Source organism: Paraburkholderia bannensis NBRC 103871 (genome assembly GCF_000685015.1).
Lineage (GTDB): Bacteria > Pseudomonadota > Gammaproteobacteria > Burkholderiales > Burkholderiaceae > Paraburkholderia > Paraburkholderia bannensis.
Genome location: NZ_BAYA01000032.1, coordinates 43,899 through 65,481 on the forward strand (window position 1 = coordinate 43,899; position 21,583 = coordinate 65,481).

At 65.7% G+C, this 21,583-nt stretch carries 18 protein-coding genes; 15 read left to right on the forward strand and 3 right to left on the reverse strand.

Annotated elements, in window-relative coordinates:
• Nucleotides 1–49: 49 nt before the first annotated feature.
• Nucleotides 50–2,365 carry an FdhF/YdeP family oxidoreductase gene (locus tag BBA01S_RS32495; protein ID WP_027820078.1) on the reverse strand — a complete coding sequence of 772 codons (2,316 nt, stop codon included), beginning with the start codon at nucleotides 2,363–2,365 and terminating at the stop codon, nucleotides 50–52.
• A gap of 185 nt (nucleotides 2,366–2,550) precedes the next feature.
• Here BBA01S_RS32495 and BBA01S_RS32500 point away from each other — a divergent pair, with 185 nt between their 5' ends.
• The 7 genes from BBA01S_RS32500 to BBA01S_RS32530 all read left to right on the forward strand — a co-directional run bounded on the left by BBA01S_RS32500 (nucleotide 2,551) and on the right by BBA01S_RS32530 (nucleotide 10,345).
• Nucleotides 2,551–4,023, forward strand: coding sequence for an aminotransferase-like domain-containing protein (locus BBA01S_RS32500; protein ID WP_156966160.1), 1,473 nt, complete (start codon nucleotides 2,551–2,553; stop codon nucleotides 4,021–4,023).
• 41 nt (nucleotides 4,024–4,064) lie between these two features.
• The gene (locus BBA01S_RS32505) at nucleotides 4,065–4,343 is read left to right on the forward strand and encodes a winged helix-turn-helix domain-containing protein (RefSeq protein ID WP_027820080.1); all 279 of its coding nucleotides are present in this window, start codon (nucleotides 4,065–4,067) and stop codon (nucleotides 4,341–4,343) included.
• A 104-nt stretch (nucleotides 4,344–4,447) separates the two neighbouring features.
• The gene (locus BBA01S_RS43820; RefSeq protein ID WP_042298288.1) at nucleotides 4,448–5,368 is read left to right on the forward strand and encodes a LysR family transcriptional regulator; all 921 of its coding nucleotides are present in this window, start codon (nucleotides 4,448–4,450) and stop codon (nucleotides 5,366–5,368) included.
• Between the two features lie 125 nt (nucleotides 5,369–5,493).
• On the forward strand, nucleotides 5,494–5,988 hold the full coding sequence (locus tag BBA01S_RS32515; RefSeq protein WP_322787845.1) for a MarR family winged helix-turn-helix transcriptional regulator: 495 nt from the start codon (nucleotides 5,494–5,496) through the stop codon (nucleotides 5,986–5,988).
• 103 nt (nucleotides 5,989–6,091) lie between these two features.
• Entirely contained in the window at nucleotides 6,092–7,198 is a 1,107-nt protein-coding gene (locus BBA01S_RS43825) for an HlyD family secretion protein (RefSeq protein ID WP_042298299.1), read from the forward strand.
• A gap of 107 nt (nucleotides 7,199–7,305) precedes the next feature.
• Nucleotides 7,306–8,841 (forward strand): DHA2 family efflux MFS transporter permease subunit, encoded by a 1,536-nt coding sequence (locus tag BBA01S_RS32525; protein ID WP_042298300.1) that lies wholly within the window; start codon nucleotides 7,306–7,308, stop codon nucleotides 8,839–8,841.
• A 58-nt stretch (nucleotides 8,842–8,899) separates the two neighbouring features.
• A complete protein-coding gene (locus BBA01S_RS32530) occupies nucleotides 8,900–10,345 on the forward strand; it encodes an efflux transporter outer membrane subunit (RefSeq protein WP_027820083.1) in 1,446 nt (481 codons plus the stop codon).
• 29 nt (nucleotides 10,346–10,374) lie between these two features.
• Here BBA01S_RS32530 and BBA01S_RS32535 read toward each other — a convergent pair whose 3' ends face one another.
• A complete protein-coding gene (locus BBA01S_RS32535; protein WP_245641649.1) occupies nucleotides 10,375–11,328 on the reverse strand; it encodes an AraC family transcriptional regulator in 954 nt (317 codons plus the stop codon).
• Nucleotides 11,329–11,456: 128 nt separating this feature from the next.
• Between BBA01S_RS32535 and BBA01S_RS32540 the strand changes: the two genes are divergently transcribed.
• From BBA01S_RS32540 to BBA01S_RS32575, 8 genes are all read left to right on the forward strand, one after another.
• Complete coding sequence (locus BBA01S_RS32540) at nucleotides 11,457–11,993, forward strand: carboxymuconolactone decarboxylase family protein (RefSeq protein ID WP_027820085.1); 537 nt, start codon at nucleotides 11,457–11,459, stop codon at nucleotides 11,991–11,993.
• Nucleotides 11,994–12,165: 172 nt separating this feature from the next.
• Complete coding sequence (locus tag BBA01S_RS32545; protein WP_027820086.1) at nucleotides 12,166–13,353, forward strand: thiolase family protein; 1,188 nt, start codon at nucleotides 12,166–12,168, stop codon at nucleotides 13,351–13,353.
• Between the two features lie 96 nt (nucleotides 13,354–13,449).
• Nucleotides 13,450–13,881, forward strand: a complete 432-nt coding sequence (locus BBA01S_RS32550) for a MarR family winged helix-turn-helix transcriptional regulator (RefSeq protein WP_027820087.1) — start codon at nucleotides 13,450–13,452, stop codon at nucleotides 13,879–13,881.
• 182 nt (nucleotides 13,882–14,063) lie between these two features.
• Nucleotides 14,064–15,422, forward strand: coding sequence for a TAXI family TRAP transporter solute-binding subunit (locus tag BBA01S_RS32555; RefSeq protein WP_027820088.1), 1,359 nt, complete (start codon nucleotides 14,064–14,066; stop codon nucleotides 15,420–15,422).
• 295 nt (nucleotides 15,423–15,717) lie between these two features.
• Complete coding sequence (locus tag BBA01S_RS43830; protein WP_052392003.1) at nucleotides 15,718–17,103, forward strand: DUF3300 domain-containing protein; 1,386 nt, start codon at nucleotides 15,718–15,720, stop codon at nucleotides 17,101–17,103.
• A 20-nt stretch (nucleotides 17,104–17,123) separates the two neighbouring features.
• Nucleotides 17,124–18,086 carry a DUF2950 domain-containing protein gene (locus BBA01S_RS32565; protein ID WP_042298290.1) on the forward strand — a complete coding sequence of 321 codons (963 nt, stop codon included), beginning with the start codon at nucleotides 17,124–17,126 and terminating at the stop codon, nucleotides 18,084–18,086.
• A gap of 341 nt (nucleotides 18,087–18,427) precedes the next feature.
• On the forward strand, nucleotides 18,428–19,015 hold the full coding sequence (locus tag BBA01S_RS32570) for a BPSL1445 family SYLF domain-containing lipoprotein (RefSeq protein WP_027820090.1): 588 nt from the start codon (nucleotides 18,428–18,430) through the stop codon (nucleotides 19,013–19,015).
• A 263-nt stretch (nucleotides 19,016–19,278) separates the two neighbouring features.
• On the forward strand, nucleotides 19,279–20,238 hold the full coding sequence (locus BBA01S_RS32575) for a hypothetical protein (RefSeq protein WP_245641650.1): 960 nt from the start codon (nucleotides 19,279–19,281) through the stop codon (nucleotides 20,236–20,238).
• 19 nt (nucleotides 20,239–20,257) lie between these two features.
• On the opposite strand, the gene BBA01S_RS32580 is transcribed toward BBA01S_RS32575, so the two are convergent.
• Entirely contained in the window at nucleotides 20,258–21,484 is a 1,227-nt protein-coding gene (locus BBA01S_RS32580) for a YeeE/YedE family protein (RefSeq protein WP_027820092.1), read from the reverse strand.
• Nucleotides 21,485–21,583: the final 99 nt, after the last annotated feature.

The following is a 21,583-nucleotide window of genomic DNA, read 5'->3' on the forward strand; positions in this document are numbered from 1 at the left end:
CATTCCGGTTCAAAACCGGAATGGCTTTTTTTATGGCCGGGCTTTTAAATCAGGCCGCCATTGCTGCAACCTTCGCACGCGAAAGCAGCACCGGAATCGACTTCGAGGTCGGCGTGCCCGCGCCGTCGGCGATCGACGAAAGCGGGACGAGCGGATTCGTTTCCGGGTAGTAAGCGCCGAGGCAGCCGCGCGGGATGTCGTACTCGACGAGCAGGAAGTCTTCCACGTGGCGCTCCACGCCGTCGTCCCAGACGCTTGTGATGTCCACGTGCTCGCCGTTTGCGAAGCCGAGCATCGCCAGGTCTTCGCGGTTGGCGAACAGCACGCGACGCTGGCCGTACACGCCGCGATAGCGGTCGTCCAGGCCGTAGATCGTCGTGTTGTACTGATCGTGCGAGCGCGTCGTCATCAGCGTCATCAACTGCTGGCCGTGTTCGGCGCGCGCGCGGTGGATCGGCGTGTCGAGCGCGATGGCGTGCACCTTGAACTGCGCCTTGCCGCTCGGCGTTTTCCACACGCGGTCGCGCGACGCGACGCCCAGGTGGAAGCCGCCCGGGTGCTTGATGCGCTCGTTGTAGTTCTGGAAGCCGTCGAACACCTGCTCGATGCCGTCGCGGATCTTCGCGTAGTCGGCGGCCAGGTCGAGCCAGTCGACCTTGTCGCTGCCGAGCGTCGCGTGCGCCATGCGCGCGACGATGGCGATTTCCGAGAGCAGGTTCTGCGACGCCGGGCGGTTCATGCCGTACGAGATGTGCACCATGCTCATCGAGTCCTCGACGGTCACGCCTTGCGCCACGCCGTTCTGCAGGTCGATTTCGGTGCGCCCGAGCGTCGGCAGGATCAGCGCGTCTTCGCCGTGGATGAGGTGGCTGCGGTTGAGCTTGGTCGTCACGTGCACGGTCAGCGCGCACGAGCGCATCGCGTCGAAGGTGCGCGGCGTGTCGGGCGTGGCGATGGCGAAGTTGCCGCCCAGGCCGATAAACACCTTCACGTGGCCTTCGAGCATCGCGTGAATCGATTCGACCACGTCGTAGCCGTGCTCGCGCGGCGGCTCGAAATCGTAGGCCTTGCCGAGGCGGTCGAGAAACGCCTGGGTCGGCTTTTCCTCGATGCCGACCGTGCGGTCGCCCTGCACGTTCGAGTGGCCGCGCACCGGGCACAGGCCCGCGCCGCGGCGGCCGATATTGCCGCGCATCATCATGAGGTTCGAGAGCAACTGGATCGTCGCCACCGAATTCTTGTGCTGCGTGATGCCCATGCCCCACGTCGAGATCACGGCCTTGCCGTTCACGTAGATATCGGCGAGCTTGAGCACTTCTTCGAGCGGCACGCCCGCTTCGGCGACGATCGTGTCCCACGATTCGGCGCGCAGGTCGGCGCAGAAGGCGTCGAAATCGACGGTATGTTCAGCGATGAAGTCGACGTCGAGAATGCGTTGCGTGCCTTGCGCCACGGCCTCGTCGTCGAGTTCGAGCGTGCGCTTGGCCACGCCCTTGATGAGCGCGAAGTCGCCGCCGATGCGCGGACGGATGAACACCGAGCTGATCTGCACGCCCTTGGGCGAGAGCATGTCCAGCGTGTGCTGCGGGCTCGCGAAGCGCTCCAGGCCGCGCTCCTTGAGCGGGTTGATCGACACGATGGTCGCGCCGCGCTTGGCGCAGTCGCGCAACTCGCCCAGCATGCGCGGGTGATTGGTCGCGGGGTTCTGGCCGAAGATCAGGATGGTGTCGGCGTGCTCGAAGTCGTCGAGCGTGACCGTGCCCTTGCCGATGCCCACCGTGCCCGGCAGGCCGCGGCTGGTGGCTTCGTGGCACATGTTCGAGCAGTCGGGGAAGTTGTTGGTGCCGTACATGCGCACGAACAGCTGGTACAGGAACGCGGCTTCGTTGCTCGCGCGGCCCGAGGTGTAGAAGGCGGCGCGGTTCGGATCGTCGAGCGCCTTGAGGTGCTTCGCGATCAGCGCGAAGGCGGCGTCCCAGTCGATCGGCACGTAACGGTCGCTTTTGGCGTCGTAGACCATCGGATCGGTCAGGCGGCCGTGCTGCTCAAGCTCGTAGTCGGACTGCGCCATCAGGTCGCTGACCGTGTACTGCTCGAAGAACGCCGGCGTTACGCGCTTGCTGGTGGCTTCCGCCGCCACGGCCTTGACGCCGTTTTCGCAGAATTCGAAAGTCGAGGCGTGCTCGCGGTCGGGCCAGGCGCAGCCCGGGCAGTCGAAGCCGTCCGGCTGGTTCTGCTTGAGCAGCGTGCGGTAGTTGCCGCCCGAAACCTTTTCCTTGATGAGATTGATGGCGACCTGTTTGAGGGCGCCCCAACCGGCGGCGGGATGGTGGTACGGCTCGATGCGGGCTTCGGGCTTCTTCATGATGCGCTGGGCTTCGGATGTACGTCGGATCGATTTGGGCGGACTGCCCGATGTGGTGAGACTACTGTTTGCCTGTGCACCTGGTGAGCACAGAAATTCGGAAAAGCAAGGGATACAGTTGCGGCGATTTGACATAGACTCTCGGGATTGCTTTTGCCGCCGCCCAGGTTTTCATGAACGCTCCGCTGCCCCGCTACGAACAGCTTGCCGACGATATCGAGGCGGCCGTCCAGAGCGGCGTATTCGGCCCCGGCGAGCGCATTCCCTCGGTGCGGCGCGCGAGCGAGCAGCACGGCGTGAGCATCAAGACGGTGCTGCACGCCTACGCGCTGCTGGAGAGCCGCGGCGTGATCGAATCGCGGCCGCAGTCGGGCTTCTTCGTGAAGGCACGGCCCCGGATGCCAGCGGCGCGCGGCGCGCAGGCGGCGGCGAAGCCTCGCCGCGCGGGCGCGCCCGCCGAACTCAAACCGGCCAGCAAAGCCGCGCCGGCCGCCGCTGCGCCTGCGCCCGTGGACGTGAGCCGGCTGGTGCTCTCGACGCTGCGCAGTATCGGCGCGCAGGACGCCGTGCCGCTCGGCTCGCCGTATCCGGATCCCGCGCTCTATCCGTGGCGGCGCGTGAACCAGTACGCGAACGCCATCGCGCGTCGCCATGCGAGCTGGAACCTCATCGACGACCTGCCGCCAGGCAACCCCGAGCTGATCCGCCAGATCGCGCGCCGCTATGCGGAAAACGGCGCGACCATCGATCCCGACGAAATCGTCATCACGGTCGGTGCGACCGAGGCGATCAACCTGAGCCTGCAGGCCGTGGCCAAGCCCGGCGACACAGTGGCCGTCGAGTCGCCCACCTACTACGCGATGCTGCACGCCATCGAGCGTCTGGGCATGCGCGCAATCGAAGTGAGCACGCACCCGGACACCGGCATCGACCTGGACGCCCTGGAGCGCGTGCTCAAACGCCAGAAGGTGGCGGCCTGCATGGTCATGCCGAACTTCCAGAATCCGCTGGGTTTTCGCATGCCGGACGAGAACAAGGCGCGGCTCGTCGAGCTGGCGGCTGCGCACGACCTGCCGGTGATCGAGAACGACGTCTACCAGGAGCTGTACTTCGGCCAGACGCGGCCTTCGTCGCTCAAGCAGTTCGACACGCGCGGGCTGGTGCTGCATTGCGCGTCGTTTTCCAAGAGTCTTTCGGCGTCCTACCGCATCGGCTGGGCGCTGCCGGGCCGCTATCGCGCGCAGGTGGAAAAGCTCAAGTTCCTCAACACGCTGACCACGCCTTCGGTGCCGCAGGTGGCGCTGGCCGACTATCTGCGCCACGACGGCTACGACCGCCATCTGCGCCAGCTACGGCGTTTTTACCGACAACAGGCGCGTCTCATGCGTGCGATGATCGAGCGTTTCTTCCCGGCCGGCACGCGCACGTCCGATCCGCAGGGCGGTTACGTGCTGTGGGTGGAGCTGCCGCCGCGCGTCGATTCGATGCGGCTTTACCAGGCCGCGCTCGCGCAGGGCATCACGATCGGGCCGGGCTATATGTTTTCGATGCGCAACGACTTTCACCACTACATTCGCCTGAACTATAGCTATCCGTGGACGGCGCAAACCGAGGCGGCGTTGAAGACGCTCGGCGAACTGATCGCGAAGATGGCCTAAGGAGACCCACGATGCACGACGAAAACGAAAGCGACAATGACATGGAAGGCGGCGACGAAGGCGGCATCGACCCGGTGCTGGTCGCCATCCTCGAACAACTGTGGCGCGCGCACCGCGAGACGCCCGATCGGGAATGGTCGCTCGCCAAGCTCTCCAAGCAGGCCGGCGTGCCGATGAGCGGGCTGCGCCGCCACCTGACCGCGCTGGTGGACAGCGGCCTCGTGGTGACCACGCTGTCCGAGGACGGCACGGGCCGCGCGAGCCTGTCCGACGACGGCCGCACGTTCTGCGCCGAGGTCTTCGGCCAGGCCGCGCCGTAAATCGGCGGGCGTCAGCACGTTTGCGTGCGGGGCCTTAAGCTACGCCATCGATCACCGCTGTTAGCGTTGTTGTCATCGTCGTCGTCATTTCGAGCGTCATCGCCATGGACTACATCGACACCCTGCGGATCTTCCGTTCCGTCGTCGAAGCGCGCAGCTTCACGCGCGCCGCGGACATGCACGGCCTCGCCACGCCCGTCGTTTCGCGCGCGATCGCGCGGCTCGAAAAGCGCCTGGGCAGCCGGCTCTTTCATCGCACCACGCGCGCCGTCTCGCTGACCGAGGCCGCCGAGCGCTTCTACGACGGCTGCTGCCGCGTGCTCGACGACCTCGACGCGCTGGAGGCGGGCGCCACCGAACAGACCCGCGAAGCCAACGGCGTGCTGCGCATCGTCGCGCACACCACGGCTACGGTGAACCGGCTCGTGCCGCTGATTTCCAGCTTCAAGCGCGCGCATCCGAAGGTGACGCTGGACGTGATGATGACCGAGCGGCCCGTCGATCTGGTCGCGGACGGCTACGACCTCGGCCTCGTGCTGCCGTTCATGCTCAACACCGACACCACGGTCACCAAGCTGCTGGAGCGCATCCCGCTCGCGCTCGTCACCACGCCTGCGTACCTGGCCGCGACCTCCACGCCGACGCATCCCGGCGAGCTGGCCTCGCACGTCTTCGTGCCCATGCCGCCGTCGCTGCGCAAGCCGACGCTCACGTTCCGCGTCGACGGCGAAGACCTGACCGTGCCGCTCAAGTACGAGATCGCCTCGAACAATCCCGAGTTCAACCGCGAGATGGTGCTGCAGGGCTTTGGCATCGGCATCCTGCCGCAGGGGCTGGTGCAGACCGAGCTGGACGACGGCCGCCTGGTCACGCTGCTCGACGATTACCCGATGAGCGACATGCAGATCGAGATTCGGCTGGCCTATACGTCGCGCACGTTGCTGCCCGCGAAGGTGCGCGCGTTCATCGACCATGCGACGGAGTTTTTCGGCGGTGTGGTGACGCCCGCGCAGAAAGTTGGTTGAAAGCTGACGGGCGATAAAAGCGGGATTGTTCTCCGCGTGGTCATAAAGTAATGCCGCGCGCGGCGGTTGTAGAGGGACACACTGCCGTCTAATCTGTGCGTATGCACACGTACGCCGATTCTCTCGTGGATATCCTTGTCGACCTGCCGTCGAGCGAGCCGCTCCAGCAGGCCGAACCCGCGCCGTTCCCGGAGCACGACGACTGTTTCGCCGTGCGCCAGGCCGCCCGCCATCTCTCGCAGCTTTACGAGCGCCACCTGAGCGCGGCGGGCCTCACGCCCACGCAGTTCAGCATTCTCGGCGCGCTGGGCGCGGCGGCGGTGGGGCAGGGCGGCGAGGCGTCGGTGACGATGGCGCAACTGTCGCGCACGATGGTGATGGAGCGCACGACGCTGGTGCGTGCGCTGCGCCCGCTGCTGCGCGGCGCGCTGGTGGAGGATCGGGCGCAGGCGAGCGATTGCCGCCGCCGGCGGCTCGCGCTCACCCAGGCAGGCCGCGCAAGGCTGACCGAAGCCAACGTGCATTGGCGCGCCGCGCAGGACGAATTCGAGCGCCGTTTCGGGCCGCGACGCGCGGCCTGGCTGCGGCGCGAGCTGTTGCGCATCACGCGCGCGGTGTAAATCCCGCAGGTCGACAGGTTTCAGGCAAGTTTTGAGTTGGGCCGCTTCAATCGCAAGGCGGCAATTTTTTAACCTAGATAGTGCATATACACAGGTGAACGACATGTCGAGTCCTTCCACTCCCGCCTCAGGTGCCGCGCCGCGCGAACGCGCCGGACTGCCCTGGATGCGTCTCGCGCTCGGCGCGGTGGCGCTGGTGCTCGCGGCGGCAGCCGGTTACTGGTTCTTCGTGCTGCGCTTCGTGCAGAGCACCGACGACGCCTACGTGGGCGGCAACGTCACGCTGATGGCGCCGCGTGTGAGCGGCTTCGTCTCCGAAATCGACGTGCAGGACAACCAGTACGTGAAGGCGGGCCAGTTGCTGATGCGCCTGGACTCGCGCGACTACGACGCGAAGCTTGCGCAGGCCGACGCCGATCTCGCCAGCGCGCGCGCCGCCGTGACGGAGCTGGAAGCGCAGCGCACCTTGCAGGCGGCGGTCATCAACCAGCACCAGGCCGAAGTGCGTTCGTCGAGCGCCGAACTCACGCGCAGCGCCCAGGATCAGACGCGCTATCGCGAGCTGGTCAAGGACGACGCGGTGTCGAACCAGCTGGTCGAACGCGCCGATGCCGATTTCGCCAAGGCGCAGGCGTCGGTGGCGCAAAGCGGTGCGTCGGTAGTGGCGGCGCAGCGTCAGCTCGACGTGCTGGCCGCGAAGATCGTCGATGCGCAGGCGCGCGTGGGCACGGCCGAAGCGGCCCGGCGTCTGGCGGCGCTCAACGTCGAATACACGACGATCCGCTCGCCCGTGGACGGCTTTATCGGCAATCGCACGGCGCGTGTGGGGCTGCTCGCGAATGTCGGCTCGCCGCTCCTGACCGTGGTGCCCGCGAACGGCCTCTGGGTGGACGCCAACTTCAAGGAAGACCAGTTGAAGAAGATGCGCGCAGGCGACCGCGCCGATATCGAACTCGACGCCGCGAGCGGCACGCTGCACGGCACGGTGGAAAGCCTCGCGCCCGCTACCGGCGCGACCTTCAGCGTGCTGCCGCCCGAGAACGCCACGGGGAACTTCACGAAGATCGTGCAGCGCGTGCCGGTGCGTATCCATGTGAACGTGCCGCAAGGCATGGAAGGCGTACTGCGGCCCGGTCTGTCCGCCACGGTGAAGGTGCACCTGGGCGAGCAGGGTGAAGGCGGCAAGCCGGTCACCGCGGCTTCGAACTGAACCCCTGGCGAGACGATATGAACGCCCCGACCTCCGTCGCCGAAGTCACGGCCGCGCCGCCCGCGCCTGCTGCATCTGCAGCACCGCTCGCGCCGCATCTCCAGCCCATGAGCCAGCGCGTCTTTGCCTTCGCGCTCATGTGCATCGGCTTTTTCATGGCCACGCTCGATATCCAGATCGTCGCGTCGTCGCTGCGCGATATCGGCGGCGGTCTGTCCGCGAGCCAGGACGAGCTGTCCTGGGTGCAGACCGCCTATCTGATCGCCGAAATCATGGTGATTCCGATGTCGGGCTGGCTCTCGAAAGTGCTCTCGACGCGCTGGCTGTTCGTCGCGTCGGCGGTGGGCTTCACGATCACGAGCATGCTGTGCGGCCTCGCGTGGGACATCCAGTCGATGATCGTGTTTCGCGCGCTGCAAGGTGCGCTGGGCGCGGCAATGATCCCGACCGTGTTCACGACCGCATTCGTGCTGTTTCCCGGCAAGCAGCGCATCGTGGCGTCGACGACGATTGGCGCGCTCGCGTCGCTTGCGCCTACGCTCGGCCCCGTGATTGGCGGCTGGATCACCGATCAATGGTCGTGGCACTGGCTGTTCTACCTGAACCTCGCGCCCGGCATCGCCGTGGCCGCGCTGGTGCCGAAGTACGTGCATATCGACGAACCCGACTACTCGCTCATCAAGCGCGGCGACTACATCGGCATTTTGCTGATGTGCGGCTTTCTCGGCTGCCTCGAATACGTGCTGGAAGAAGGGCCGCGCAAGAACTGGTTCGGCGACGACGCCATCGTGGCCTGTGCGTGGATCGCGGCGATCAGCGGCTTTCTGTTTGTCGTCCATGCGCTCACCGCGAAAGATCCGATCGTCGACCTGCGGGCGCTTGCCGTGCGCAACTTCGGCATCGGCAGCGTGCTGTCGTTCGTGACGGGCATCGGCATCTTCGTGGCGGTGTTTCTCACGCCGCTCTTTCTCGCCGAAGTGCGCGGCTTCAGTTCCTTGCAGATCGGCTTGTCGCTGCTGTCGGTGGGCGTGTTCCAGTTGCTCGCGCTGGGCGTCTATGCGTACGCCACGCGTTACTTCAGCATGCGTGCGCTGCTGATGTTCGGGCTCGTGTGCTTCGGCCTGGGCTGTTATCTGTACGTGCCGCTCACGCATGACTGGGGCTGGCAGCAGTTCCTGCTGCCGCAGGCGTTGCGCGGCATCGGCCAGCAATTCGCGGTGCCGCCCATCGTGACGATGTCGCTGGGATCGCTGCCGCCTTCGCGCCTCAAATCGGCCAGCGGCCTGTTCAACCTGATGCGCAACCTGGGCGGCGCGATCGGCATTGCGGTGAGCGCGACCATGCTCAACGACCGCCTCAATTTCCACTATCTGCGCCTGAACGAAAGCGTCACGCACGGCGTGCCGCAAGTCGAAGGGATGCTGGCGGGGCGCACGGCGTACTGGCAATCGATGGCGGGCAATACGCTCGATGCCGCGCAGAGCGGTCTCGCGCAACTGCATGCGCTCGTGCTGCGCGAAGCGCTGGTGATGACTTTCTCCGATACGTTTTTCGTGCTGTCGCTGTGCTTCGTCGTCGCGATTGTCAGCGTGCTGTTTTCGCGGCCCATCACGACCGCCGCGCCGCCGCCCGACGCTCATTGAGCCTTAGAGGTCTTATATGTCTACGCTTTTTCGTTCCTTCGTCCGGCCCGCGCGCATTGTGAAGTCGACGCTCGCCGCCGCCGCGCTCGCCACCCTGGCTGCCTGCGCCGTGCAGCCCGCGCAGCATCCCGACCTGCCCGCGACCGTGCAGTCGACGGCGCCCACGGCCTGGCGCATCGACGCGCCGCAGGACGCCGTCGATGCGCGCGCCTGGTGGGCGCAGTTCGACGACGCGACGCTCGACACGCTGCTCGCGAGCGTGCTGAGCGGCAACCTCGACTTGCAGGCCGCCGCCGAGCGCGTGAAGCAGGCGCAAGCGATCACCACGCAAAAACACGCGGCGTTGCTCCCGCAACTGGATTTCACGGCGCAAGGCGCGTATGCGCGCCAGAACACGCCGCCGCCGCTGGGCTATGTGAAGCAGGCAGGCGCGGGCTTGTCGCTGAGCTGGTCGCCCGATGTGTTCGGCGGCGAGCGGCTCGACCTGCTGGCGGCGCAGGCGAACCTGGTCGGCCAGCAGCATGCGCTCGATGCGGTGCGTCTCGCGCTGGCGGCGGACACGGCGTCCGCCTATGTCGATCTGCGCTGGGCGCAGGCCGAATTGAAGATCCTTCAGGATAACGTATCGATACGGCAGCGCACCTTGCAGCTCACGCAGGATCGCCTGAAGTACGGCTTGTCGACCCAGCTCGACGTGACGCGTGCGCAGACCCAGTTGAGCGAGCTTCAGGCGCGCATTCCGCGTGCGCAGGCCAGCATAGATCATCAACTCAACCTGATCGCCGTCTATACGGGCCGCACGCCCGAATCCGTCGCGCAGCTTGCCCTCGCCACGCCCGCGCCGATTCCCGTCGCACCGGATAGCGTGCCGCAACTGCTGCCGTCCGAAGCGCTGCTGCGCCGCCCCGATGTGCAGGCCGCGTACGCGACCGTGCAGCAGCGCGCGGCGGAAGTGGGCGTGGCGCGCGCCGAGCGTTATCCGAAGTTCTCGCTCAACCTCACCGACGGCGTACTGGCGTCATCGTATCTGGGCATGCCGACGCTGACCGACAACCTCTTCAGCGCCGCGCTGGGCGCGACCAGCCCGATCTTCAACGCGGGCCGCATCACCGCCGATATCAAGCAGAGCGAAAGCCGCATGCGCGAATCGCAGCTCAACCTGCAACAGACGATGTTGCAGGCGCTGCGCGAAGTGGAGGACAGCCGCACCGATCTCGTGAGCACGGCGACGCAGACCCAGCAGCTGCACGACGCGGTGGGCTCGTCGGCGCAGGCGCTCAAGCTTGCGAACCAGCTTTACAAGGGCGGCGCGGCCGACTTTCTCGACGTGCTGAGCGCGCAGCAAACGTGGCTCGCCGACGCCGACCTGCTCAACGATGCGCAACGCGAGCGCGCGCAGGCGGCGGTGGCGTTGTACCGGTCGCTGGGCGGCGGCTGGAGCCAGAGCGGCGACGTCATCGCGCAGCGTGCAGACAAGGACAAAGACACGGCGCAAGGCGGCTAATGATCAGTCATCCGAATCGATTGCCGATCTCAGGCGTTGGCGCGCGCGGCCGTGCGCCACTGCGCGGGCGTCATGCCCACGTGGCGCTTGAAACCGCGCTGGAACGCGGCGTCGGACTGATAGCCCACGTATTCGCCGATCTCGGCGACGGGCTGGCTGCCCTGGGCGAGCAGGCGGCCCGCGAGCGTCATGCGGATATCGGTGAGCACGTCGGCGGCGGAACGGCCAATCGCTTCGTCGAAATGCCGCGCGAAGGTCGCGCGCGACATGTGGCACAGCTCGGCGAGTTCAGGCAGCGTCCAGGGCTTGCCGGGCGTGTCGAACATCGCGTCGATGGCGGGTTGCAGGCGCGGGCGCTGAGCGAGCGCGAGCAGGCCGCGCGGCGGCGCGTCGGTGTGGCTCGCGTAGCGCAGCGTGAGCGCGAACAGCGCGCCCGACAGATGGTTGACGAGCGATTCGCTGCCTGGCTGCGCTTCGAGCGCCTCGTCGCGCAGCAGGGCGATCAGGCGCACGAGCCGCTCGGGCACGTCGCCGCCGGTGGGGGCGCTGCGCACCACGAGGCGGCCAGGCAGGTTTTCGCGCAGCAGGCGCTGCGGCACGGCAGGCAGCACGAAACTGCCGCACAGCACGTCGACGACATCGCCGTCGCCGTCATTCGTCTCGATCGTGCGGCCATGCTCGATGCGTTTGTCGATGGCGACGGGCGGCGCGCCGCTGCCGTCATGCAGCTGGTGCGCGCCGCCCGAGGGAAACAGCACGATATCGCCCGCATGCAGCGCGGTGGGCGCGCCGTGGGCGTCTTCGACGACCGCCGCGCCGCTCAGCAGCACGTGGTAGCGCATTTCGCGCGGATCGGCGTCGGGCTGGTCGATGCGCCAGGGCGCGCCAAAGTGGCAACGCACGTCGAGGCGGCCCGCGACGGGCATGAGCGACAAAAGGCGGCTGAGGATATCCATGGTCGGCGGCGTGAGACGAATGAGCATGAAGTCGCGCCATTCTGGCATTAAAAAGGCGAGGCTGCGCGCATAGACTCCATTCATGCCATCGACGATGGCGAGCCTGATCCGGCAAACGCATCGGGCAACCCTCTCACTGAACCAAGGAGTCGATCATGTCCCGTCTTACCGCAATCAAGCCCGAAGAAGCCACCGGCGCCGCCGCCGAAGTGTTCGCGAAGATCCGCAAGGCCGTCGGCAAGGTGCCGAACGCCTACGCGACCATCGGCACGCACAGCCCGGGCGCGCTCGCCTCGATCCTGGGCGTCGAAGCCGTGCTGGCCGGCGGTTCGCTGACCAAGCCCGATATCGAAGCGATCAAGCTGGCCGTCAGCGAAGTCGCTGGCTGTGACTATTGCGTGGCCGCGCACACGCTGGCAGGCAAGTTCGCGGGCCTGTCGCCCGAAGCGATGAAGCAGGTACGCGCCGGTGAAGCGACTGGCGACGAGAAGCGCGACGCGCTGGTGCGCTTCGTGCGCACGCTGGTCAAGACGCACGGCACGGTGCCGCAAGCGGACGTGAACGCGGTCAGGGAAGCGGGTTACACCGAGCAGCAGATCGTGGAAACGGCATTGGCGATCGCCTCGATCACGTTCACGAATCTCGTGAATCGCGTGAACGATACGACGCTGGATTTCCCGGCCGTGGCGTAACGGCAGGGGCAGGGCGCTTCATGCGATACGCGCCCTGCCTTCGACACAAACCGTGCCACGTGAGACGAATGCCGCCTCCACGAATTTCTTTGAATGTGTGCATATGCATACATAAACTGAAGCAGTGAACGCAGTGTGTCTGCAATCTCATGGAGAAAACACGATGAGCAGCATGAATCCAGCGCGGGAAATCGTTTTGTGTCAGCCGGTGCGCACGGCCATCGGCGCATTCAATGGGTCGCTCAAGGGCGTCCCGGCGACGGAACTGGGCGCGATTGCGGTGCGCGAAACGATCGCGCGCGCGAAACTCGATCCGGCCCTGCTCGGGTCGGTGGTGCTTGGCAACGTGATTCAGGCCGGCAACAAGATGAATCCCGCGCGTCAGGCCGAACTGGGCGGCGGCGTGCCGGTGCAGGTGCCCGCGCTCACGGTGAATCGCGTATGCGGATCGGGAGCGCAGGCGATTGCAAGCGCGGCGCAGGAAATTCTGCTTGGCCTCGGCGATGTCGCGCTGGCGGGCGGCATGGAGAACATGGATCGCGCGCCCTATCTGATGGACGGCGGGCGCTGGGGTTATCGCATGGGCAACGCCGAAGTGCATGACAGCATGCTGCGCGACGGCCTGGTCGATGCATTCTCGGGCCAGCATTCGGGCTGGCACACCGAAGACCTGGTGACGAAGGCCGAACTCACACGCGAGGCGCAGGATTGCTGGGCCGCGCGCTCGCAGCAGCGTTTCGCGGCGGCGCAGGCGGCGGGGCGCTTCAAGGAAGAGATCGTCGCGGTGGAGGTGAAGGGCCGCAAGGGCGTGGAGCGTTTCGATACCGACGAAGCGCCGCGTCCCGATACGACATACGAAACGCTCGCGAAGCTCAAGCCCGCGTTCCGCCCTGACGGCAGCATCACGGCGGGCAACGCGCCGGGGCTGAACAGCGCGGCGGCGGCGATGCTGGTCGCGGAGCGCGGTTTCGCCGAAGCGCATGGGCTCGCGCCGATGGTGCGGCTGGTTTCGTGGGGCGTGGCCGCCGTCGAGCCCGGCATGTTCGGGCTGGGGCCGGTGCCGGCCGTGCAACTGGCCTTGCAGCGTGCGGGCTGGTCGCTCGCGGACGTCGATCGCTTCGAGATCAACGAGGCCTTTGCGGCCGTGCCGCTCGCCGTGATGAAGCAGCTCGGCATTCCCGACGACGTGGTCAACGTGGAAGGCGGCGCGATCGCGCATGGCCATCCGATCGGCGCGACCGGTGCGATCCTGACGACGCGTCTTGCGTGGTCGATGCAGCGTGACGGCGTGCGTCGCGGCGTGGTGACGCTGTGCATCGGCGGTGGCCAGGGTATCGCGCTCGCGCTTGAGAAAGTATGATGGCCGGGCGCGCGCCGCGGTATGCGAGACGCGCGCGCGCCCAGGACAATCGAAGCGAACGTAGCAATCGAAGCAAAACGCGGAAGGTGAACGACAATGACGAAGCGAGTAACGCGCGAGGAATGCAACTGTTTTGCGCTGCGGCAGGCCGCGCGCTTCGTCACGCAGCTTTATGAGCGCCATCTTTCGCAGGCGGGCGTGACGGCGGCGCAATTCACCATCCTCTCGCGTCTTGCGGGCCGTCCCGACGCCACCGCCGCCGAGCTTTCCGACGACCTCGTGATGGATCGCACCACGCTCGTGCGCGCGCTCAAGCCGTTGCAGCGCGATGGCCTCGTGCTCACGGCGGCGGCGGAGCACGATACGCGCACGCTGGTTTACCGGCTGTCGGCGAGCGGCTTGCGACGTTATGACAAGGCGCATGCGCTGTGGCAGGACGCCCAGGCAGAATTCGAGCAGTACATGAAACGCGATCGCGCGAAGGCCTTGCGCAGCGAACTGTTCGCGCTGACTCACGCGGCAGCCTGAGGCGTCGCCGGCTGGCGTGCTGATCGCGCGCCTGTCACGCACCTATCGCGCGCTTACATCGCTTTCAGCGCTACAACGCACGCGCAACTTCGCGTAACCCCGCGGAACCACTAGCGTCCCGATCCGGCGCGAAAATGGCATGATGCAGTTTCCAGAGTTCGACGCCACGCCGCCGGGTTCTCATGAGACGACATCGACCGCCCCTGCCGCATTTCATGCGCGATCCCTCGCACCCCGCGTGGCGCGACATCGCCTTGTCCACGCTGCCGGTCGCCCTGTTTTGCATCGTCGTGATCGCCGTGGTGGTGTGGCTGGTCGATCCCGCGCCGCCGCGCTCCATCACCATCAGTGCGGGGCCGCGCGACAGCTCGTTCATGCAGATGGCCGATGCCTATCGCACGATCCTCGCGCGCAACGGCGTGAAGCTGAAGATCCTTGAATCGGACGGCTCGGTCGAAAATCTCCAGCGCCTGCTCAATCCCAAGTCGCATGTCGATCTCGCCTTCGTGCAAGGCGGTGTCGCGCAAGGCCTCAATACCGATTCGCTGATGTCGCTTGGCAGCGTGGCGTACCTGCCGATCGTCGTGTTCTATCGCGGCAACGGCCTCACGAAGCTATCCGATCTCGACGGCAAACGGATTGCGATTGGCCGCGTGGGCAGCGGCACGCGCGAGCTGTCGCTGCGCCTCTTGCACGCGAACGGCATGGATCCTGGCGGCGACGCGACGTTCCTGCCGCTCGACGGCCTGGAGGCCGCGACCGCGCTGGTCTCCGATCGCGCCGACGCCGCCATGCTCAGCGGCGACTCCACCACGCGCACGTTGATGCTGCGGCTGCTCGACATTCCGGGCATCTCCGTGATGAGCTTCGAGGAAGCGTCCGCTTACACGCGCATCTTTCCGTATCTGGACGAGGTCGACCTGCCGCCTGGCGTGCTCGACCTGCGCCGCCGCATGCCGCCGCAGACCGTGCATCTCGTCGGGCCGACGGTGGAGATCGTCGCGCGCAATACGCTGCACCCGGCTATCTCCGATCTCATCATCGAAGCCGCGAGCGAAGTCAACGGCGTGCCCGGCCTGTTGCAGCGCGCGGGGCAGTTCCCGAGTCCCGATGCGCACGACTTCCGCATTAGCGAAGACGCCACGCGCTACTACAAGTCGGGCAAGAGCTTTCTCTATCGCGCGCTGCCGTTCTGGCTCGCGAGCGTCGCAGACCGCCTGCTCGTGCTGCTGCTGCCGCTTGCCGTGCTGGTGTTTCCCGCGTTGCGCGCCATTCCCGCGCTGTATCGCTGGCGCGTGCGCTCGCGCATCTATCGCTACTACGGCGCACTGATCGCCATCGAGCGCGACGCGCTCAAGCACACGAGCGAGGAGGAACGCGTGGCGCTCGTCAACGAACTCGACGAGATCGAACGTTCGCTGAATACGCTGCGCATGCCGCTCGCGTATGCCGATGCTTTTTATGTGCTGCGCGAGCATATCGGCTTCGTGCGGGTACACCTGACGCCGGCAAGAAAGCAGCAGGAAAACGCAACACATTGATAGAATTGCTCGCCCTTCGCGGGGTGTATCGAAGCCGGTTGAAGTCGATCGAATGCTTATCGAATTGTTTCGCACTCCGTTCTTATTGGTTTAATTGCTGCGCTTTTGTAAACGGACAAACTTTAACGATTCGCCGGTTGACACTGCGAATCGCGTCCCTATATTTTGCCGCTAGTACGTGTACGAAGTCGCAGGGCATTCCGGTGCACAAGCATAAGCAAACGTTCGCGCCGCAAGCGGGAATGCCACAGTTCGACATCCTTAAAGACCTACCCGCAACGAGGAGGATCGATTCGTGAAATCGTCCGGTGTACGCCAGCATGCTGCCTGGCTCATGTGCGCCGCGCTCGCGGCCGCACCGCTGTTTATTGGGCCTGCCGGGCCCACTGCTGCGCTTGCGCAGAACGCAGCGCATCTCTCCAACCAGCAACTCGACTCGCTGACCGCGCCTATTGCGTTGTACCCTGACGCGCTGCTTGCGCAGGTGCTGATGGCCGCCACGTTCCCGCAGGATGTGCAGGCGGCAGCGGCCTGGTCCAAGGCCAATCCCAAGGTGCAGGGCGACGCCGCCGTGAAGGCCGTTGCCTCGCAGCCGTGGGACCCGAGCGTGCAGTCGCTTGTCGCGTTCCCGCAGGTGCTGGCCACGATGGAGTCCAAGCCAGACTGGGTCGCGCAGATCGGCAATGCGTTCCTCGCGCAACCGAACGACGTGATGGACTCCGTGCAGCGTTTGCGCGCGCAGGCGCAGAAGGCCGGCAACCTCAAGTCGAACGAGCAGCAAAAGGTCGTGGTGCAGCCAGCGGCAAATACGTCGACTACGCAAACCATCGTGATCGAGCCGGCCAATCCGCAGGTGGTCTATGTGCCGACCTACAACCCCACGGTGGTCTATGGCGCGTGGCCGTATCCGGCTTATCCGCCTGTGTATATGCCGCCGCCTCCGGGGTATGCGATCGCCACGGGTTTTGTGAGCGGCCTCGCGTTCGGCGCGGGCATAGCGGTGGCCAATTCGTTGTGGGGCGGTTTCAGTTGGGGTTCGCATGACGTGAACATCAACGTCAATCGCTATAACAACATTAACGTCAACAACCGCATCAACACGAACGGCACGACCACCAACTGGAATCGCAACACCAACGTCGAGCGGCGCCAGAACTTCAACCAGAACATCAACAACGCGAACCGCAACGGCGAGCACAACCAGTACCGCGGCTATGACCAGTCGCGTCAACAGGCCGCGCAGACGCTCCAGAACCGCACTGGCCAGAATATGAACGGCAACGCCAGCCAGCGTTTGCAGGACATCCAGCATGGCGGCGGCCGGCCGGGTTCGGGAGGGCCGGGCGCGAACGGCACGCAGAACGCCAATCGCGGCAACGACCTCAACAACCGCGGTCAAAACGGCAATCGCCAGGGCGACCTCAACAACCGCGGTCAAAACGGCAATCGCCAGGGCGATCTCAACAACCGTGCGCAAAACGCCAATCGCGACAACGCGTTGCGTGGCGCTGGCGACGGCGGTGGCGCCCGCGCCGATACGCAGCGTGGCCAGCAAAGCCGCGATGCATTCCAGAATCGTGGCGGGGCCGGTCAGTTCGGCGGCGGTGGCGGCGGTATGGGTGGCGGCGGTGGCCGACTGGGTGCGGGCGGTGGCGGCGAACGTCACTTTGGCCGCCGTTGAATCTCTATAGGAGTCTCGCGATGATCCGTACTCACGCACGCCGCCGCCCTTCGCAAGGCACGCGGCCTGCCGGGCTCGCCCGGCTCACCGCGGCAGTGGCGTTCGCGCTGTTCGCCGCGCCCGCGTTGCTGTCCATGCCCGGTGCGGGCGTGGCCTCGGCGCAGGCCGTGTATCCCACGCCCGATGCCGCGGCGCAGGCCTTTACCGACGCGCTGTCCAGCAACGACCACGAAGCGATGAAGCACGTGCTCGGCAGCAATTTCCAGCACTTCATCCCCACGCAGAACATCGGCGATGAAGACATCAACGACTTCCTCGGCGCGTGGGCCAAGGGCCATCAGATCGTGCCGGACGACAAGCCCGTTGCGGGCAAGGCCAGCGCGCATCTGGCGGTAGGCGACAGCGGCTGGACGCTGCCGATTCCGCTTGTGCAGAGCGGCAACGGCTGGCGTTTCGACCCGCGCGAAGGCGGGCTGGAAGTGCTGACGCGGCGTATCGGCCGCAACGAGCGCGCGGCCATGCTCTCGTCGCTGGCGTATGTCGATGCGCAGAACGACTACCGCCAGCTCACGCAGCACTACGCGCTGCGCCTCGTGAGCACGCCTGGCACGCATGACGGTCTGTACTGGCCGGTTGCGCCCGGCGAGGCCGAAAGTCCGCTCGGCCCGCTTGCCGAAGCCATGCCGCACGATGCGAAGGTCACGCCGGGGGAGGGCTATCACGGCTATCACTTCCGCATCCTCACGGCGCAAGGCGCGCATGCGGACGGCGGCGCGCGCAGTTACCTCGAAAACGGCAAGCTGGCCAACGGCTTCGCGCTGGTGGCCTGGCCGGCGCAGTACGGCAAGACGGGGGTGATGAGCTTTATCGTCAACCAGGACGGCAAGCTCTATCAGAAGAACCTTGGGCCGAATGGCGCGAAAGCGGCGGCTGCGCTCAAGAGCTTCGATCCCGATTCGTCGTGGCAAGCCACCGCACCGTGAGGTGGCGAAGCGCCATGTAGTCTCTACATGGCGTGTTTGCAGCGAATGCACGCAGTTTTCACGCAGTTTTCACGCAGTTCATCCCAGGCGCCTTCGGGCGCCTTTTCTTTTGTTGGCCCTTGTCACCTTCGTTTACCGCTCTGAGCGGCGGCGCCTGTTTGCGTCGCTTGAACGCTCGTATCTCGTAAATCGGGCACAATCGGCCGGACGTGGAGGCTGACGGCGCGCAGCCGGCCTCCATGTTGCGGCTGGGGAGAGGGTGAAAGCGAAGCCAGATTCGAGTCGGGCACGTCGATTGCTGTATCCCTGCGCAAAATCCTTATTCGTGTGGAGATAACGACATGCAACGACGCAACTTCATGCTTTCGGCAGCCGCAGCGCTCGCCTCCGGCGGTCTGGCGCTCGCAGGCTGCACCACCACCCCGGGCAATTCCTCCAACGCTTCGACGGATTCGTCGAAGCGCCAGTCGATCGACGCCAGCGTCAACGACGCCATGACGAAGCTGTACGCGACCGTCAATGGTTCGCGCGAACTCGTCGCGAAGTCGCGCGGCGTGCTGGTGTTCCCGTCGGTGCTCCAGGCGGGCTTCATTGTCGGCGCGCAGTACGGCGAAGGCGCGCTGCGCGTGGGCGGCGCGACGACGGGCTACTACAGCACGGTGTCCGGCTCGTTCGGCCTCCAGGCTGGCGCGCAGTCGAAGGCCATCATCTTCTGCTTCATGACCCAGGACGCGCTGGACAAATTCCGCGCCACGGACGGCTGGGCAGCGGGCGCCGACGCCTCGGTCGCGCTCGTGACGGTCGGCGCGAACGGCGCGGTCGATACCAACACGGCAACGCACCCGGTCGAAGTCTTCGTGATGACCAACGCCGGCCTGATGGCGGACGTCTCGCTCGCGGGCACGAAGGTGACGCGCCTGAAGATCTAAGGACTTAAGGTCGTGCAGTGAGAAAGGGCAACGCTTGAGGCGTTGCCCTTTGTATTTTTGCCTGCATGTCTGAAAGATCTGGCATCGACGCTGTGTGACATCAAGGCCCGTGCTGATCGCGCGAACGATAATCGTCGAATTGCCTGGCATGCCTATCTTAATTCTTCGCTGACGAATGAGTCGTGGCGATCTGGTGACGCTGCGTGGGCAGCTTTTCTCACTCCCGCAGCAGTCTCAATGCAACCAGGTCACAGGAAAGACTCATGTTAGGATCGACCGGCAAACCACCACGCCACGGCAATACGGATCCCGGCTTGCCCGGCACTCCCGATATGAGCAACCACGAGCGCTTCAATGTTGTCTATGACGGCCCCGCGCTAGCGGAGCATCGCATGGACGTGCGCGACCTGGCTCCTGCACTGGTCGCGATGGCCGATTTGTTCACGGCCGCCAACAAGGTGCTCAACGGCGACGCCGCGGATGTGCGCGTCGAAGTGAACGGCAGCTTCCGTGCCGGCTCTTTCAATATCGAGCTGATTTTCGCCCAGCAGTTCCTGGCACAGTTGCGCGACATGTTCGCGGGAACCAGTGCGACCGCTGTGGCCAACGCATGGACGATACTCGGGCTGGTGGGCTACGTCGGCGGACGCGGCATCATTGGATTGCTGCGGGCGCTGCGCGGGCGGCGTGTGCACCGCATCGAGTCGCTGGGTGAGAACGTGCGCATCTGGATCACCGAGTCGGAGTCTATCGAAGTCGAAGATCAGGTCATGCGGCTCTGGCGAAGCCAGAGCGTGCGCATTGCGCTTCAGAAAACGCTTTCACCCCTCGAACGCGAAGGCATCACCAGCTTCGGCATCGTTCGCGGCACGCAAATCGAACTTGCCATCGACGACGCAGAATTGCCGACGTTCGAATCGTCGACGAGCGAAGGCGAGGTCGTGACCGACCATGTCGTGCGCAAAGTGCTCCTGATCGAATCGGTTGTGTTCAAGGACGGCAATAAGTGGCGGGTTCACGATGGCCAGTACCCGTTCTTTGCATCGCTTGAAGACGAGACGTTTCTTGCGAGGATCAACGCGGGCGAGCGCTTTGGAAAGGGCGACGTGCTCGTGGTCGATCTACGGCAGATTCAGACCGTCGAAGCGGGCGCGCTGAAGACCGAAAACCATATCGTCAAGGTTCTCGAACATCGCGCACCGCTTCAGCAAAGCCTTCTTTGATTGAGCGTCGGGGCGCTGCTCAGCACCCCGTATTCCTCACCCGCTCCACCTCCAGCCCGAACATCGGACGCAGTCGCGTGCCGACCACGTTGCCCGCAAACGCGCACACGAGCCACAGCCAGCCGTGCAGGCTGCCCGACACGATCCCGCTGAAATACGCGCCGATATTGCAGCCATACGCGAGCCGTGCGCCATACCCCAGCAGCAGCCCGCCGATCACCGCCGCCGCGAGCGAGCGCAGCGGAATGCGCCAGACCGGCGCGTAGCGGCCCGCGAGCGAGGCCGCGGCCATTGCGCCCAGCACGATGCCGATATCCATGACGGTGGTGACGTCGTGGCTGGCGGGCGCGGCGAGCGCGGCGGCATTCGGCCCGGCCATCCAGTACTTCCAGCTGGCGACGTCGATGCCGAGCGAAGCGAAACCTTTGGCGCCCCACAGCGCGAACGCCGAGGTCACGCCCCACGGCCGCCCCGACAGCGCGAGCGTCGCGAAGTTGAGCACGGCAAGCGCAACGGCGCCCGCGAGCAGCGGCCACGGGCCATGCAACCACGGCGAAGCGTGCGGTGCGCGCTCCGGCTGATTGACGAGTCGTCCATGGCGACGCTTTTCGATTGCGACGGTGAGCGCAGCGATCGCCGCGAACACGGCCAGGTTCAGCACGATTGCGGGGACGACGCCCAGCGTATTGACGAGCGAGACCGGCTTGAGCTGCGGCATCGACGTCCAGAACGGCATGTGCGCCGTCGCGACCACCGAGCCGACCACGAAAGCGATCAGCGTGACGACCATGCGCGTGCTGCCGCCGCCGACCGTATAGAGCGTGCCCGAAGCGCAGCCGCCGCCCAGCTGCATGCCAATGCCGAAGATGAACGCGCCGACGATCACCGACGTCCCCGCAGGCGACACGAGCCCAACCACGGAATGACCAAACAGCGAGCCCGCCGACAGCGCCGGAAAGAACAGCAGCACGCCGATGGCGAGCATGACCATCTGCGCGCGCAGACCCGCGCCGCGCCCATCGGCGATAAACACGCGCCAGGCCGAAGTAAAGCCGAACGCCGCGTGATAGAGCGTCATGCCGAGCAGCGCGCCGACCACATAAAGCGCCGCCTGACGCCCGCTGACCGTCTGCGCCAGATAGACGGCGCCGAGCGCGACGAGCAGCAGCGCCAGGGCGAGCGGCTTCGGATTGATGGAGTCGAGGCGGCGCGGCGCGCGCGCCAGCGGCGAAGAGAGGTCGGACATGATGGGGAGCAGCGAAAGTGCGGCGCGAAGGCAGAAAAAGCTAAAAACCAGCCAAAAAATCGCCCGAAAGGCCGCGCAGGTCAAAAAATGAAAGGAAAA